Source organism: Embleya sp. AB8 (assembly GCF_049739465.1).
In the GTDB taxonomy this organism is placed as follows: Bacteria; Actinomycetota; Actinomycetes; order Streptomycetales; family Streptomycetaceae; genus Embleya.
Map to the genome: position 1 here is coordinate 1 of NZ_JBMHHY010000041.1, position 14654 is coordinate 14654.

Annotated in this window: 16 protein-coding genes; 6 read left to right on the top strand and 10 right to left on the bottom strand. The window is 69.9% G+C overall.

Going from position 1 to position 14654, the window contains the following annotated elements; genetic code table 11:
* Positions 1 to 362 precede the first annotated feature (362 nt).
* The 3 genes from ABIA38_RS40915 to ABIA38_RS40925 form a co-directional block, all read right to left on the bottom strand.
* Positions 363 to 1388 (bottom strand): TIGR03617 family F420-dependent LLM class oxidoreductase, encoded by a 1026-nt coding sequence (locus ABIA38_RS40915; protein WP_424644072.1) that lies wholly within the window; start codon positions 1386 to 1388, stop codon positions 363 to 365.
* Positions 1385 to 2263, bottom strand: coding sequence for an enoyl-CoA hydratase/isomerase family protein (locus ABIA38_RS40920; RefSeq protein ID WP_424644073.1), 879 nt, complete (start codon positions 2261 to 2263; stop codon positions 1385 to 1387). Before ABIA38_RS40920 ends, ABIA38_RS40915 begins: the two co-directional genes overlap by 4 nt.
* 91 nt (positions 2264 to 2354) lie before the next feature.
* On the bottom strand, positions 2355 to 2678 hold the full coding sequence (locus tag ABIA38_RS40925) for a hypothetical protein (RefSeq protein WP_424644074.1): 324 nt from the start codon (positions 2676 to 2678) through the stop codon (positions 2355 to 2357).
* A 177-nt stretch (positions 2679 to 2855) separates the two neighbouring features.
* On the opposite strand from ABIA38_RS40925, the gene ABIA38_RS40930 reads away from it, so the two are divergent.
* The 3 genes from ABIA38_RS40930 (at position 2856) to ABIA38_RS40940 (ending at position 5341) form a co-directional block, all read left to right on the top strand.
* On the top strand, positions 2856 to 3863 hold the full coding sequence (locus ABIA38_RS40930) for a helix-turn-helix domain-containing protein (RefSeq protein WP_424644075.1): 1008 nt from the start codon (positions 2856 to 2858) through the stop codon (positions 3861 to 3863).
* 331 nt (positions 3864 to 4194) lie between these two features.
* On the top strand, positions 4195 to 4368 hold the full coding sequence (locus tag ABIA38_RS40935) for a hypothetical protein (protein ID WP_424644076.1): 174 nt from the start codon (positions 4195 to 4197) through the stop codon (positions 4366 to 4368).
* Between the two features lie 415 nt (positions 4369 to 4783).
* Entirely contained in the window at positions 4784 to 5341 is a 558-nt protein-coding gene (locus tag ABIA38_RS40940) for a DUF1707 SHOCT-like domain-containing protein (RefSeq protein WP_424644077.1), read from the top strand.
* Between the two features lie 168 nt (positions 5342 to 5509).
* Here the strand turns inward: ABIA38_RS40940 and ABIA38_RS40945 are convergent, their stop codons facing one another.
* The 5 genes from ABIA38_RS40945 to ABIA38_RS40965 form a co-directional block, all read right to left on the bottom strand.
* Positions 5510 to 6130, bottom strand: a complete 621-nt coding sequence (locus ABIA38_RS40945; RefSeq protein WP_424644078.1) for a dihydrofolate reductase family protein — start codon at positions 6128 to 6130, stop codon at positions 5510 to 5512.
* 47 nt (positions 6131 to 6177) lie between these two features.
* Positions 6178 to 6768, bottom strand: a complete 591-nt coding sequence (locus ABIA38_RS40950; RefSeq protein WP_424644136.1) for a TetR/AcrR family transcriptional regulator — start codon at positions 6766 to 6768, stop codon at positions 6178 to 6180.
* Positions 6769 to 7151: 383 nt separating this feature from the next.
* Positions 7152 to 7631: a MarR family winged helix-turn-helix transcriptional regulator gene (locus ABIA38_RS40955; protein WP_424644079.1), complete on the bottom strand. Its 480-nt coding sequence runs from the start codon at positions 7629 to 7631 to the stop codon at positions 7152 to 7154.
* 490 nt (positions 7632 to 8121) lie between these two features.
* Positions 8122 to 9228: an alcohol dehydrogenase catalytic domain-containing protein gene (locus ABIA38_RS40960; RefSeq protein ID WP_424644080.1), complete on the bottom strand. Its 1107-nt coding sequence runs from the start codon at positions 9226 to 9228 to the stop codon at positions 8122 to 8124.
* A 242-nt stretch (positions 9229 to 9470) separates the two neighbouring features.
* On the bottom strand, positions 9471 to 9965 hold the full coding sequence (locus ABIA38_RS40965) for an N-acetyltransferase family protein (protein ID WP_424644081.1): 495 nt from the start codon (positions 9963 to 9965) through the stop codon (positions 9471 to 9473).
* A 119-nt stretch (positions 9966 to 10084) separates the two neighbouring features.
* On the opposite strand from ABIA38_RS40965, the gene ABIA38_RS40970 reads away from it, so the two are divergent.
* Positions 10085 to 10297, top strand: coding sequence for a hypothetical protein (locus ABIA38_RS40970; protein WP_424644082.1), 213 nt, complete (start codon positions 10085 to 10087; stop codon positions 10295 to 10297).
* Between the two features lie 36 nt (positions 10298 to 10333).
* Here the strand turns inward: ABIA38_RS40970 and ABIA38_RS40975 are convergent, their stop codons facing one another.
* Positions 10334 to 11767, bottom strand: coding sequence for an ATP-binding protein (locus tag ABIA38_RS40975; protein WP_424644137.1), 1434 nt, complete (start codon positions 11765 to 11767; stop codon positions 10334 to 10336).
* Positions 11768 to 11999: 232 nt separating this feature from the next.
* On the opposite strand from ABIA38_RS40975, the gene ABIA38_RS40980 reads away from it, so the two are divergent.
* A complete protein-coding gene (locus ABIA38_RS40980; protein WP_424644083.1) occupies positions 12000 to 12617 on the top strand; it encodes a hypothetical protein in 618 nt (205 codons plus the stop codon).
* Here the strand turns inward: ABIA38_RS40980 and ABIA38_RS40985 are convergent.
* Positions 12583 to 13071 carry a winged helix-turn-helix transcriptional regulator gene (locus ABIA38_RS40985; protein ID WP_424644084.1) on the bottom strand — a complete coding sequence of 163 codons (489 nt, stop codon included), beginning with the start codon at positions 13069 to 13071 and terminating at the stop codon, positions 12583 to 12585. The genes ABIA38_RS40980 and ABIA38_RS40985 overlap by 35 nt on opposite strands.
* A gap of 149 nt (positions 13072 to 13220) precedes the next feature.
* On the opposite strand from ABIA38_RS40985, the gene ABIA38_RS40990 reads away from it, so the two are divergent.
* Positions 13221 to 14474: an MFS transporter gene (locus tag ABIA38_RS40990; protein ID WP_424644085.1), complete on the top strand. Its 1254-nt coding sequence runs from the start codon at positions 13221 to 13223 to the stop codon at positions 14472 to 14474.
* Positions 14475 to 14654 lie beyond the last annotated feature (180 nt).

Consider the following 14654-nt stretch of genomic DNA (forward strand, 5'->3'; position numbering starts at 1 on the left):
AAGCGGCCGACCGCCCCCGACCACGAATCGGGGAAGCCGACCAGGGCAGTAACGGCCACGTAGTGGACGGGCAACAACGGATGCGAAGCACCAAGCAAAACCCGGCCCCGGAGGGGACGAGCAACGACGAGACGCGGGCAGCCGCCACGACCCGGCCCCGCCGAACGGACCCAGGGCCAACCCCACACCAGCCCAACACCACGACGCCAAGCAGCCAACCGCCCCCGACCACGAATCACCCAAGCCGAACGGACCCAGCCGACCCAGTCAGCCCACCCACCTATCCCGCCCGGCCCACCCAGTCCGGCCCACCCAGTCCAGCCCGCCCGGCCCAACCTCCCCGCCCTCCCCGCCCGCCCCCCTTACCCCAACTCGTGGAACGCCCCCGCCACCCCCGCCCAGCGTTCCACCGCGTCCGGGTTCTCGCGCCAGGTGCTTACTGCGGAGTAGGCCACGACTCGGGTTGCGACGCCTCGGTAGCGGGTCATCAGGGCCTGGGCCAGGCCGTCCCACGGGGCGCTCACCGTGAGGGTGTCGAGGATCTCGTCGGTGATCGCGGCGGCCATGCCGGGGCGGTCCTTGGCGGCGAAGAGGCGGTGCAGGCGGGGTTGCAGGTCGTCCCAGCCGTGGGTCTCGAAGACCTTGGCGTAGCCCGGCGTCGAGCCGTAGAAGGCCAACCGCAGGCGCAACCTGTCCCGTTCGGCCTCGATCTCCTCGTCGGTGTCGCCGGTCGCCGTCATCACCGGGCACACCAGCGCGAAGTCCTCGCCCGCGCCGCCGGCGGCCAGTTGGGGGCGGACCACCTCCTCGACGTAGCGCACGCTGTGCAGCGGGTGCACGTGCAGCCCGTCGGCGACCTCGCCGATCATCCGCAACATCCACGGGTTGACCCCGGCCAGGTAGATCGGCGGGTCCGGGATCGAGCCGCCCGGCGTCCACTCGGGCGTCATCAGGGTGAACCGGTAGAAGTCCCCCTTGAACCGCAGCCGTTCCTCACCCCGAAACGCCGCCCAGATCGCCCGCAACGCGCCGACGTACTCGCGCAGTCGCGGCCCCGGCTGGTCGAACTCGGCCGAGTAGCGCCGCTCGATGTGCGGGCGTACCTGGGTGCCGAGTCCCAGTACGAACCGGCCACCGGTGGCCTCGGCCAACTCCCACGCCGCCGACGCGGTGACCATCGGACTGCGGGCGAACGCGACCGCGATGCCGGTGCCGACGGTCAGGCTCTCGGTGGCCAGGGCCGCCGCGGTGGCGGCGGTGTACGCGGTTCGGCCGCCTTCGGTGAGCCATAGCCCGTCGAAGCCGGCCCGCTCGGTGGCGGCGGCGGCACGTTGCATACCGCGCAGGGTGAGGCCGGCTGCCATGACATCGAGCTGAGGGGGCGTCACTTGTTCTCCCGTACAGAGGATTCCGCGGATTCCGCTTCGAGTACACGGTCCCACGCGCCGGTGACCGTGCCGGTCCAGCGCGGCGCGCGCCGTTCCGACCAGGCGCGCGGACCCTCGCGCGCGTCGTCGGTACCCATCAGGACACGGTGGTAGGCGGTTTCCAGTCGTTCGACCTCATCCGGACCGGCGTCCGCCCACAGGAGGCGTTTGGTCAGCGCGGCGGACACCGGGTGCACGTTGGTGGCGATGTCGTGGGCGATCTCGAGTGCGGCGGGAAGTACCTCCGCCGCGGGCAGCGCGCGCGAAGCCAGCCCGAGGGCAAGTGCCTCGCTGCCGCGGAACGTACGCCCGGTCAACAGGATGTCGGCGGCCACCGCCCGGGAGGCCGCGGTCGGCACCGTCCAGTGTGACTGGGCGTCAGGCACCATGCCGCGGCGTACCTGCGGGATCGCGAGCTTGGCGTCCTCGGCCACGATCCGGATGTCGCACTGCATCGCCAAGGTGAACCCGATGCCGATCGCGTGCCCGTTCACCGCCGCGATCACCGGCTTGCGCACGGCCCAGGCGGGCGGCCGCACCGGTGACGCGCTGAACCCCCGCGCCCCACCGCCGGCTCCGGCTCCGGCTGCCCGCACCCCCGGCCCCGGCCCCGGCCCCGGCCCCGCGAACGTGTCCGCAGCCGGCGACATGTCGGCCCCGGCACAAAACGCCCGCCCCGCACCGGTCAGCACCACCACCCGCACCGCATCATCCGCATCGCAACGGGCGTACGCCTCCCCCAGGGCGACACCCATCCCCCTGGAGAACACATTCAGCCGCTCCGGCCGATCGAGCGTGACAACGGCGACACCGTCGTGAATGGCGAACTGGATCACCCTGGGACGGTAGGCCGAATCCTTGACCAGATCAAGGGATCCGCGGGATCAGGTCGGCACGCCTACCTACCCAGAGGCCGCTCGGGGTACCTCAGGGGACGTCGTCGCGCCCGTACACCAGGTGCTCGTAATACGCCGTCACCAACGGCGCGGCGCAGCCGACCACATCGATCCCGCGCAGCGCGTCCTGCTCCCGGATCGCCCGCCGACAGACGGCGAGGGCGGTGGCCTCGGCGGCGGCGAGCGAGTCCGCCGTGACGAACAGACCCAGCACCGGGAGCGGTTTCGCGTCGGGATGGAAGGCCACGTGCTCGATTCCCTCCCCGGGACGGGCCGAGGACAACACGAGCGTGCCGGTGTCGTCATGAAGCGCCCGGCCTGCGCGCGGGCGCAGCCGCGCGTGGATGAGATACATCCTTCGAGCGTGCGGCCGGCGTGTTCGTCTTCGGGTGCGACCGACATGGACGGTTTGTGCCATGGCCGAAAGCGGACACGTGACGAAAGAGATCGAAAGGAAAGCTATCAACGCGATGGTTTGTCTTGGCAGAATCGTTCCGAGCGGGTGGGGACCTGCCGTACAGGAGGGGCGTCGATGCTGGACCAACTCGGCCTGGATGCGGATTGCGAGCACATCTACCGGTCGATGCTCGTGGCTCCGGAGGAGGGCGTCACCGACCTCGCGCGGCGCACGGGGATGTCCGAGCCGCAGGTACGGGCGGCCCTCGATCGGCTCAGCGAACTGGCCCTGCTGCGGCCCTGGCACGAGCGTCCCGGCCAGCTGCGGGCGATCAGCCCGGACCTGGGCATGGAGGTCCTGCTCGCCCGACAGCAGGCCGAACTGGCCTCCCAGCAACAGCGCGTGGCGGAGTCCCGGGCCGCGGCGGCGCAGCTGATCGCCCAGTACGCCGACCTTCGCCCCGCCGACCGAACCCCCGACGTGGAACAACTCCTCGGGCTCGATCGCATCCGCGACCGGATCGCCGAACTGACGCGCGAGATCGACGCGGAGGTGATGTCCTTCTCGCCGGACGGGGCGCAGACCATGGAGAACATGGAGGCGTCCAAGCCACTGGACGCCGAGGTGTTGGCGCGCGGCGTACGAATGCGAAGCCTGTACCTCGACAGCGTCCGCAACAGTCCGCCGAGCATCGCGTACGCGAACTGGCTGGCCGGTCAGGGCGGGCAGGTCCGTACGGTGCCGTCACTGCCGGTCCGGATGATCATCATCGACCGCCGGGTCGCGCTCGTACCGGTGGACGGCGACGACACCGCCCGCGGTGCGCTCGTCCTGCACGGCCACGGCACGATCACCGCGCTGTGCGCCCTCTTCGAGACCCTGTGGACGACGGCGACTCCGCTCGGCGAGGTCCAGGTCCGCGACGTGCGCGGGCTGACCGCCCAGGAAGCCGAAGCACTCAGGTTGCTGGGCAAGGGCCTCACCGACGAGGCGATCGCGAAACGACTCGGCGTGTCGCCGCGCACGGCCCGCCGGATCGCCGCCGATCTGATGGAACTCCTGGGCGCCCGCAGCCGGTTCCAGGCCGGCGTGTACGCCGCACAGCGCGGTTGGTGTGACCCGCAGGAGCGGGGCGGATCCTGACCGCTCCGGACTTCCGGACTTCCGGACTTCCAGGACCTCCGGGACCCCCGGACCTCCGGGACCCCCGGACCTCCGGGGCCGGGCAAGGCGTCGTCGAGACGGAATCGGCGGCGCCTTTCGCATGTCCCCGACCGTGCGCTCAACCGGCGTGGACGGCTTGTGCCAAGGCCGTTTCCGGCCCCGGCGGATTGCTGACAGGGCCGACGTCCGGCGGCGAAGCTGTTGATCGCCGGCCGGGAGACCGCCGGTGGCAAACCTCCACCGGCGCGGCACCGCGGACCGCTTCCGGATCGGTTTTGCCTCCTTCCCATCGCTGCCAAGGGGCTTTGCCATGCGCCGAAACACGATCACCAAGGCCACCGCGGTCCTCGGCCTCGCCGTTGCCGCCCTCACCATCACCACGACGGCCCACGCGGACACCGAGGTACTCCCGAACACGCCGCCCGTTGCTTCGGCCCCGACCGCTCCGGTCGCCGTGGCTCCGCTGAACCTCGGCTGGCAGTAGGCCGGTTGTGGTCGCGGATTTCGCAACACGAGTACGGGCGCGGGCCGGCGTCGGTATCGCGGGCCCGAGTCCTGCGGCTGCCGGCTTCCCCGGCTGCCGACAGCTCGCAACTCGGCGACAAGGGCGAGGACAACGACCAGACCCGAACCCTCAGGGCCACCGCCCGATCGTGGCCGCCTACCGAGCCCCGAAGAACCCCCGAGCCGACCGCACGTGCGCGACACCGCCGTGGCCGAGCCCGTCGTCCCGGAAATCGATCCCGCGCGTCTGGACGCCCACGCCCACGCCCACGGAGATCACCCGCCGCGACGGCTGACGTCGGCGGCATCGCACCGATCATGGGCATCCGACCCGTGTTCACACTGAGTGCAAGTTCGGTCCACTCGGGGTGTGTTCACCGGGTTAGAGTGATCGGGTGACGTCGACGCCCGATCGCGTACCGCAGCGGATCAGTGAAGCCGACCGCGACGAAGCCGTGCAGCGCCTACAGGAGGCCTTCGCCGACGGCCATCTCGCGCGAGAGGAAATGGACGAGCACCTCGAAGTGGCGCTCACCGCCACCACGCCCGGCGAACTGGTGCCCGTCCTCTCCTCGTTGCCGGAAAAGGACACCGGGCCGGCCGTCAAGATCTCGGTCATGGCCGGGCGCATCAAGCGGCGCGGTCCGTGGCGCGTGCCTCGGGTCCTGACGATCGAATCGCCCTTCGGGCGCGTGGACCTCGACCTTTCCCAGGCGATCATCGAGTATCCGTCGATCGACATCGAGTTGCGGCTGAACACCGGCAGAGCCCGGATCACGCTGCCGCGCGATGCGGTCGTCGAGTTCGAGGACCTGGAGACCGTCTGGAAGCAGCCGTCCCACAAACCTCCCCGCACGGCCCGCAAGAACGGACCGCGCGTGCGCATCACCGGGTCGATGCAGTTCGGACGGTTGAAGATCCGGTACAAGCGGGCCCGGTACAAGAGGCGGTGAAGTCCCGTCCTCCGCCGACCGACTGGAACATCTCGCAGGGCAACGGCCGCCTCGCCACCGGCCGCGACGTCGCCCTCGCCGCGGACCCCGCCCTCCTCGGCATCCTCACCCGCGAGCCGGACAACGGCTCTACGTGGCGCGGGTATTGGCCGGGACGCACCCCCGCCGCTACCTCGTGGCGGGCTCCGAGGTGGCCGGGTTGCGGTCGTAGGTGAGGAAGGCCGCGCCGCCTTTGAGGGTGGTGTGTTCGGTGAGTTCCCAGGTCGTGGGGGCGAAGCCGGCGGTGCGGCCGAAGAGGGGGATGCCGGTGCCGATGGTGAGCGGGCTGAGTTTGACGATCATGCGGTCGATCTCGGGGTGCAGGGCGCCGGCCAGCTCGCCGCCGCCGACGAGCCAGATGTCCTTGCCGCTGTCGGCGCGCTTCAGTTCCCGTACCTTCGCCACCGGGTCGCCGGCGACGAGTTCGACGTCGGGGTCCGGGCTCTCGGTCAGCGTTCGGGCGAAGACCAGGTGCCTGAGGTGGGCGAAGGCATTGGTCACCCCGACCGCGAGGCCGATCTCGTAGCTCTTGCGGCCCTCGACGACGGTGTCGAAGCGGGTGCCCTCGGCGGTGATGCCGAGTGCGGCCCGGGCCGGGGTGGGCAGGGTCTCGGGATACTCCTCGACGAGGTGCCGGATGTAGTCCTCGGACGGGGACCAGAAGCCGCCGGGACCGGTGGGGTCGGAGCCGTCGGGACCGGCGATGAAACCGTCCAGCGTGGCGGCGACGAAGTAGACGAGCTTGCGCAACAGGGGTCCTTTGCCGATCGGTGGATGGTGGTGGGGGTGGTGGGGTGTCACTTGGCAACGGGGCGGAACGGGGCGACGAGGCGCTGCACTGCCCCGGTGACCAGTTCGTCGCGCTCGGCGTCCGTGAAGACGTCCGGCAGGGTGAGCTGTTCGACGATCAGCCAGTTCATCGCGAGGTACATCAGCCGGACGGCGGTCGCACCGCCGGGCAGGCCCGCGGCCTCGTGCCGGGTGACGTTCTCGTCGATGTCGGCGCGGACCCGCTCGGTGAGCAACGTACGCAACTCCGGCCGCCTGGTGGCCTCCAACCGCAGTTCGAGCAGCGCCAGATGCCCGGAGGGGAAAGCAGCGATCCGGCCGACGCTCTCCCGCAACATCGCGCCGTACGACTCGGCGTCCCGCGCCCGGTCGAACATCTCGGCGAGCGCGTCCTCGTCCGGCCTGAGCCGCTCGTAGACGCGGACGCCCGCCTGGACGAGCAGATCGTCGCGGTTGCGGAAGTAGTTGGACGCGGTACCGATGGGCACCGCCGCCTCCTTGTCGACGGCGCGCTGGGTCAGCCCGCGCGCGCCCTCACGGGCGAGCACCTCGATGGCACCGTCGAGCAACGCGGCCCGACGGGCCGGATTCTGACGCATGTCTCGTACTCCCTCCTCGCGGTACTCGCCGCTCTCGCGGTACTCGCCGCTCTCGCGGTACTCGCCGCTCTCGCGCTCCTCGCGGCTCTCGCCCCGAAGTGCTGCAAGTAGAGCACTACAGGTGAAGTACGTCAAGTGAAGTACGTCAAGTAAAGTGGTTTGATCGGCGCAGACCCGGCCGGCCACGCTTCGCCGATTGCGCGGACGCGGGCACCGCCGCCCCGGGGCCACCGCCCCCGGCGCCACCACCGCACGGGTCGACGGCATCCCGCGCTTCAAGGCACCGCGCGCCGCAATTCACCGAGAACGTCAAATTGCCAGGGCCCCTTACAAGAAGAGGCCCTGGCAATTTGGGATATGACGAATAGTCAGGAGGCTTGGGCTCAGACGGCTGTATCCTCCACGACGGCCGGAATCTCGCCCTGGGCCATTTCCTCGACGAATCGCTGAAGCAGCGTGGCGAACGTCTCGCGGTCCTCGTCGCTCCAGCGATCCAGCATCTCGCTCATCCGGCGATCCATCACGTCGTTGAGCCGACGCCGGACCGAGTCGCCGCGCGGCGTCAGCGAGACGAGGCTGACCCGGCCGTCGTCGGGGCTGGGCGAGCGCCGTACATAGCCGTCCCGCTCCAACTGACCCACCTGGCGCGCGGTGGCGCCGGGGTCCATGTTCGTCATCCGGGCCAACTCCCCCATGGGGAGCGGGCCTTGCTTCTCGATGCGGCGCAGCAGCACATAGGCGGGCTGCGAGATGGTCGCGCCCGCCGCGGCGGCCTGGCCCGCGTACACTCGGCGGCTGGCGTGGCGCCGAAGCAGGGCCTCCAGCGCCCGCTGGATCGCTTCGACGTTTTCGGTGGAGTTCACCCGACCATGATAGCAGTCCTTGACTGCGTCAATTTAATACTGTGCGATAACGTGCATAACTCCGGCCGGATTCCGGGTCCGTCGAGCGATTCCGCGAATGTGCCGCATTGTGCGCGCCGGGCGCCTCGACGGATCTTCCGGAGGCGGAATTTCCGCGCCTGATCCGCGCGGTGGGCCGGGCCACGGCGGGCTCGGCATAAGCGGTCGCCTCGGTCCCGACGGAGGAAACGAGACCGAGACGACCTGCCCATGGACTATGTCAGTCGTCAGACGATCAGACAATGGCAACCGGATTGATGGGGCTGCCTGTTGCGCCGGTGACCGAAAGCGGCGATACACACGGCAGGCACGAATAGGTAGCCGCCCGCGCCATCGTCTCGCCGAGCTCGGTCAACCACAGGTGTTCGAGCAACGAGACACCCGATTCGACCGGCAACGCGATGTGTACCGACCGGACGACCCCAGGCTCCGCACCTCGCTCCGGGCGGTCTCAGAACGCGATGACCCCGCGCGCGATCCGCCCGTGGTGCATGTCGTCGAGGACGTCGTGGAAGCCGTCGGCCGGGTAGACCTTGGACACCAGTGCGTCGAGGTCGAACTTGCCCTGGCGGTACAGCTCGACGATCGCCCGGATGTCCTCGTGCGGCCGCACGCCGCCGGCCCGCGTACCCAGTATGCCGCGGTCGCACTGGAGCAGGTTGGCGATCCGGATCGTGGCGGTCGCGGTCTGCGAGGGTTGGCCGACGGCGATCAGCGTGCCGCCCCAGTCCAGCGCCTCCAGGGCGTTCTCCAGTACGGCCGGGATGCCGGTGCACTCGAAGATCCAGTCCACGCCGCCCGCGCCGAACACGCCGACCTTGACCTCGTCGCTGTACGGGAACAGGGTGCGGATCTCGTCCGCGACGTCGACGTCCTTCCCCGACTTGACGAAGTCGGTCGCGCCGAACTTGCCGGCCAACTCGAACTTGCCGGGCACCGTGTCTATGCCGACCACCCGGCCGGCGCCCTTGAGCCGCAGCGCCTGGACGGCGGACAGACCGACCCCGCCGAGGCCGATCACCGCGGCGGTCTGGCCGGGCCGCACGTCGGCCCGGTTCAGCACCGCGCCTGCGCCGGTGACCACGCCGCACGGGACCAGGCACGCGGAGGTCAGCGGCACGTCCTTGGGGATGGACACGCACTGGATCTCCTTGACCAGGGTCAACTCGGCGAACGTGGACGCGCCGGCGAAGTTCCACACCGGCTCGGCGCCGATCGCGAACGGCGTGTCCCGATTGCCCAGCGTCTGGCGACAGCGGTTGGGGTGACCGGTCTGGCAGTGCCGACACATCCCACACGCGGCGATCGTGGTGATCACCACGTGGTCGCCGGGCGCGACGGTGGCGACGCCCGCGCCGACCTTCTCCACGATGCCGGCGCCCTCGTGCCCGAGCACGGACGGCGTCGGCCACTCGATCACGCCCCCCAGCACGCTGACGTCGCTGTGGCAGACCCCGGTCGCGACGATCCGTACCAGGACCTCACCGGCCTCGGGGTCACGTACGGTGACGTCGTCCCGGATCTCGGCGCCCGTGGCGGTGTGCAGGATCGCGCGCATGTACCGTCTCCTCGTTCCGAGCGGACGGCCCGCCGCGAGGTGTCTTCGCCGCGCCCCGGACCGGCCCACCCCAAGCCGAACACTCACATCCTTGGTCACTACAACCGAAGTCGATTATTCACCGGTCGACGAAGAGGTCAAGGCATACCGGGACCGGGATCTGACGGACCGTCGGGTAACGTCCGAAACACATCCGGAGGGTGACCCTCCACCTACTTCGCCGGGCGAAGGTGGCGCCGCGGTCAGTCCACCATCCGGCTGCGCCGTTCCAGCAGGGTTACGTCGCGCCATTGGCCGTGGTGGCGGGCTATACGTTCGCGGGTGCCGATGGTGCGGAAGCCGAGGGTCGTGTGCAGGGACAGGCTCGCGGTGTTCTCCGGGAAGATGCCGGCCTGGATGGTCCAGATGCCGGCTGCCTCCGTCGAGGTGATCTGGGCCTCGAGCAGGGCGCGGCCCACGCCTCGGCCAAAGGCGGCGGGGTGGACGTAGACCGAGGTTTCCACCACACCCGCATAGACCGGGCGCTTGGATGTCGGGCTCGCCGCCACCCAGCCGAGCACCACACCCGTGGTCTCGTCGAGTGCGACGAAGCGGTGGGCAGGGAGCTTGCCGGCGTCGAAGACGGACCAGTCGGGCGCACATTCCTCGAACGTGGCATCCCCGGTGTCGATGCCGAGTCCGTAGATCTCGAGCACCTGGTCCGCATGGTCGGCGAACATCGGCATGATCTTCGTCATGCCCCCATCCTCGCCCGAGTCGACCTGCGCCCCGGCACCCCACCCCGGTATGACTCGCCGGATGGGGAAACGGCATCGCCGACCCGGACGGCTTCGCCGCGATGGGCATGGTCGAGGTGATGGTCCACATGCACGACCTGGCCGCCGGACTGCACCTGGCCTACGAACCCGACCCGGAGGTCTGCACCCGAGTCCCGACCCGGATGTTCCCCGCCGCCCCCACCGGCTTCGCCCCCTGGCCGACCCTCCTGTGGAGCACCGGCCGCACCGAACTCCCCAGCCACGCCCGCCACATCGGCAAATGGCGCGGGCAGGGCACCCCGAACGCATAGGGAGCGGGACGGTGAGGGCATCCGGCACGGCGGCGGCTACCGCCAGGCCCGAACGAGGTCTTCCGGACCCCACCGCGCCGCCAACGGCAGATCGTCCCGGACGCCGCAGCGGGAGACCGCCACCAGTGGTGTGCTCGGCTCGGCGCCGGGGACCGCGAGCATGTCGCGGGCCAGCGCGTCGTAGTCATGTCGGCCGAACGGCTGGGACTCCAGCCACTTGACCGAGCCGACGAAGTGCACGACACCCGCCACGGGGTCGCGGTCCGCGCCCACCAGGTCGATCTCGGGGTTGTTCTGCCGGTTCCACCAACCCCCCACCGCCTCGGTATCGATCCACCGCTCATCGGGCAGCAGACGCAGCAGCGACTCACGGATGACCGGCTCGACGGCGCGGCCCCGCCAACTCGTCCAGGAACGTTCGATCCGTTCCAGGGCGACATCGCCGCGACCTCGCTCGATGAGCGGGATCCCGCGCTGCAGGAAGGCCAGCCAGAACCGCAGATACGGATCCGCGACGCGGTAGCGCTTGTTCTTGGTGTCCGCCTTGGTCGACAGCGGCAGGTCGGCCGCCAGCACGCGCTTGGCGAGCAGCGTATTCAGCAGCGGGGACAGCGTGCCGGCGGGCAGTGCGCCCGCCCCACCGGCCTGCGCTGCGATCGTGGAGAACGTACGTTCGCCGCTGCCCACGGCTTCCAGTACCGCCCGCGAGCGGGACGCCTCGGGGAACTCGCCGAGCAACGACAGCTCACCCGCCACCAACAGTGGCGACAGCGGATTGGCCACCGCCTCGCGCAGGAAGTCCACTCGGCTCATGCCCTGCCGCCACGACTGGACGATCTCCGGGAATCCGCCGGTGATCAGCTGCGCGTCCACCGCATCCGCCGCGTCGAGACCGGTCATCGCCTGTACATCGGCCAGGTGCAGCGGCCGTACGGTCATCTTCGCCGCCCGGCCGAAGAACGGACGGCCGTACGACTGCAACGCCTCCATCACCGACATGTCACTGCCGACCAGGACGAGCAGAACCGGCTTGGCGGACAGATGACGGTCCCAGACCGTCTGTAATGCCCCTTCGAATTCCCCGTCCTGTTCGACCAGCCACGGCACCTCGTCGATCACCGCGATACTCGGAGCATCGGCCGGCACCGCAACCGCAAGCGAACGCAGCGCCTGGTTCCAGTCGGCAACCCGGAGCCCGGCCACCAGCTCCGCCCCGGACAGCGCGGAAGACCCGAGCGTCGCGGCGAAGTCCGCCCGCTCGGCCACCGCATTGCGGCCCCGGGTCGCCTGAAAGACCACGTAGGGCGTCCCGGACCGGTCGCAGAATTCCTGCACCAGGCGAGACTTCCCCACCCGGCGCCTCCCGGTCACGATCACGGCCTGCCCGCGGGTGGCACCCGTGCCGTCCGCCACCAGGCGCAGTTGCCGGTCCAACTGCTCCAGGTCGGCCGACCTGCCTGTGAAGTCCATCGGCAGCTCCACTTCCCGCGCTCGTGAAAACATGGATTCGATCCTACTAAGATTCAATCTTAGTTAGATTGGATCTTACTTTACTCGAATGCCGCCTCGCTTCCCAGCCTGCCGTAGGTTCGCGTGTCGAGCCGTCTGCGGGGCGTCCCCGCGCAGTGGTGGCAGCCGGTCGGTTGTCGGACGCGGTATCTACGTTGAAGTCCAACGGACATCGCGACCGAAGGGGTGGACCATGGGATTCAACGGGGACATCGTCGTATTACGCGCGGACTCGCCGCTCGCGGACCTGGCGCCCTTCGTCGGCGGGGACGGGCATCCGGTATACGGCGAGTGGGCGTATCTCGACGGGTGGCGTGCGGTGCATGTGCGGCACTTCGAGGATCCGTACGCCTTCCAGGGGCCGTGGTTGACCGACCTCGCCGCTCGGACCGGCTCCCCCGTGTTGGTCTGCGGGGTGTTCGAGAGCGATGTCGCGCATGTCCAGGGGCTGAGCGGGACGGACGACTTCTGGGAGGGCTGGCTCGACCCCGGCTCGGCCGCGTCGCAGCTTGCCCACGATCGGTGGGAAAGGGCGTACGGGCGCGGCGACTTCGGCCGCTTCCGGGACGAGGCCGCGGCGTGGCTGGAGGAGGATCGGCCGCGTGTGGCCGCGGCGGCGGTGCGGTGGGCGGCGGCGGCCGGCTACGACGTGCGGCCCGAGCCGATCCTGGAACTGCTCGGCCTCAAGCGGGATCCGTTTGTGCAACATTTGTTCTTTGATCTGCTCGGGCTCCTCGGGCTCCGGGAGTTCAAGGGGCCCGAGGGGCTCGAGGGGCTCAAGGAACCCGACGTGGAGGCGTCGGGGGCTTGAGGTCGACCCGCTGGACCCGCTCCACCTCGGTGTCCTCCGGGCGGATCGGGCGGCCGTCCGCGGCGCGTACCTCCAGGGGGCGCAGCGGGCGGCCCTCGCGGCAGTCGAGCAGTCTGGACTGGGGTTCGTCCGGGTCGAAGTAGTGCGCCTCGCCCCACTGCCGCAGCGCGACGATCACGGTGAACAGGTCGCGCCCCTTCGCGGTCAGTACGTATTCGTTGTACGCGCTCCCGTCCGACGCGGGCACCGTCTCCAGGATGCCGCCGGCCACCAGCGCGCGCAGTCGTGTGGTCAGGATGTTCTTGGCCACGCCCAGGCTGCGCTGGAACTCGCCGAACCGCCGACTGCCGTCGAACGCATCGCGCACGATCAGCAGCGACCACCAGTCGCCGATGGCGTCCACCGACCGCGCCACCGGACACGAACTCTCGTCGAACCGCGTCCGCTGCACCATGACTCGCCTTCCGCTCGAACTCTCGAACTCTCGAACTCTCGACCACGAAGCCGCGAGGCCGCGAGGCCGCGAACCCGCGAACCCGCGAACCCGCGAACCCGCGAACCTTGCGGTTGCAACATGCTACCAAATTCGCTTACCGTCATCTGGTGGCAAATTGCAACCAGATCTCTCGACCGCTCATCCTCCTCTTCGCGATCGCCGCCGGCGTCGCCGTCGCCAACGTCTACCTCGCCCAGCCCCTCCTGGTGACCATGGGCCACGACCTCGGCCTCGCCGCCGGCACGGTCGGTCTGGTCGTCACGCTCACCCAGGTCGGCTACGGATTCGGCCTGTTCCTGCTCGTCCCGCTCGGCGACCTGATCGATCGGCGGCGCCTGATCGTCGGCCAATTCGCCCTGCTCGCCGCCGCGTTGACCGCCGTCGGACTGGCCGGTCAAGCCGCCCTGCTGTTCGTCGCGATGATCGCCGTCGGCCTCCTGGCCGTGGTCACCCAGGCGGTCGTCGCCTACGCCGCCTCGCTCGCCGCCCCGGCGCAGCGTGGGCGGGTGGTCGGCGCGGTCACCAGCGGCGTGGTGATCGGCATCCTGCTCGCCCGCACCGTCTCCGGCACGCTGGCCGATCTGGCGGGCTGGCGGTGGGTATACCTGTGCTCCGCCGCGCTGGCTCTGCTCCTGGCCGTGACCTTGCATCGCGTACTCCCGCGCCCGCCCGCCGCCGGCACTCCTGCGCTCCCCTACCGCAAGCTCGTCGCCTCGACACTGGCCCTGTTCGTCGAGGAACGCCTCTTCCGGATCCGGGCCGGCTTCGCGCTGCTGATCTTCGCGTCCTTCAGCACGCTGTGGAGCAGCATGGCGCTGCCGCTGAGCGAGCCGCCGTTGTCCCTGTCGCATACCGCGATCGGCGCGTTCGGCCTGGCCGGTGCCGCCGGTGCACTGGGCGCGATCCCGGCCGGTCGGCTCAGCGATCGGGGTCACGCACACCGGCTCACCGGCATCGCGCTGGTCGTGCTGACCTTGTCCTGGCTGCCGCTGGCCTTCACCCGTCAATCGCTGTGGGCGCTGGTCCTGGGCACGATCCTGCTCGACATGGCCGTCCAGGCGGTACACGTCACCAATCAGACGTTGATCTATCCGCTCCGCCCGGACGCGGGCAGTCGGCTGATCGGCGGCTACATGATCTGCTACTCGATCGGCAGCGCGACCGGCGCGATCGCCTCGACCGCGCTGTACGCGGCGGCCGGTTGGTACGCGGTATGCCTGCTCGGCGCGGGCTTCGCCGTCCTCGCGCTGTTCCTATGGGTACTCGACCCCACCCGGAGGCCGCAGCCGCAGCCGCAGGCGCAGTCTCAGTCGCACTCGCCTTCGCACCCGCAAGCCGTCGTCCCGACCGTCACACCGTGAGCAGCACGTTGACGACCACCACGAGCGCGAGCAGCCATGGCAACCACGACCACGACGAACGCTCCACCGATCGGCGTCCGGACCTTCCTCGGCTCATCTGCGACTCCCTTCACTTCCGTTCCGTTCACTTCCGTGTACACGCCGACCGCCTCGTCCTACGCCGGGTCGTCGACCTGCACA

Coding starts and splice junctions, on each gene's coding strand:
- ABIA38_RS40965 (WP_424644081.1), bottom strand. CDS start 9,965: ATGACGAAGATCATGCCGATGTTCGCCGACCATGCGGACCAGGTGCTC.
- ABIA38_RS40985 (WP_424644084.1), bottom strand. CDS start 13,071: ATGGTGCAGCGGACGCGGTTCGACGAGAGTTCGTGTCCGGTGGCGCGG.
- ABIA38_RS40975 (WP_424644137.1), bottom strand. CDS start 11,767: ATGGACTTCACAGGCAGGTCGGCCGACCTGGAGCAGTTGGACCGGCAA.
- ABIA38_RS40980 (WP_424644083.1), top strand. CDS start 12,000: ATGGGATTCAACGGGGACATCGTCGTATTACGCGCGGACTCGCCGCTC.
- ABIA38_RS40935 (WP_424644076.1), top strand. CDS start 4,195: ATGCGCCGAAACACGATCACCAAGGCCACCGCGGTCCTCGGCCTCGCC.
- ABIA38_RS40970 (WP_424644082.1), top strand. CDS start 10,085: ATGGTCCACATGCACGACCTGGCCGCCGGACTGCACCTGGCCTACGAA.
- ABIA38_RS40925 (WP_424644074.1), bottom strand. CDS start 2,678: ATGTATCTCATCCACGCGCGGCTGCGCCCGCGCGCAGGCCGGGCGCTT.
- ABIA38_RS40950 (WP_424644136.1), bottom strand. CDS start 6,768: ATGCGTCAGAATCCGGCCCGTCGGGCCGCGTTGCTCGACGGTGCCATC.
- ABIA38_RS40960 (WP_424644080.1), bottom strand. CDS start 9,228: ATGCGCGCGATCCTGCACACCGCCACGGGCGCCGAGATCCGGGACGAC.
- ABIA38_RS40930 (WP_424644075.1), top strand. CDS start 2,856: ATGCTGGACCAACTCGGCCTGGATGCGGATTGCGAGCACATCTACCGG.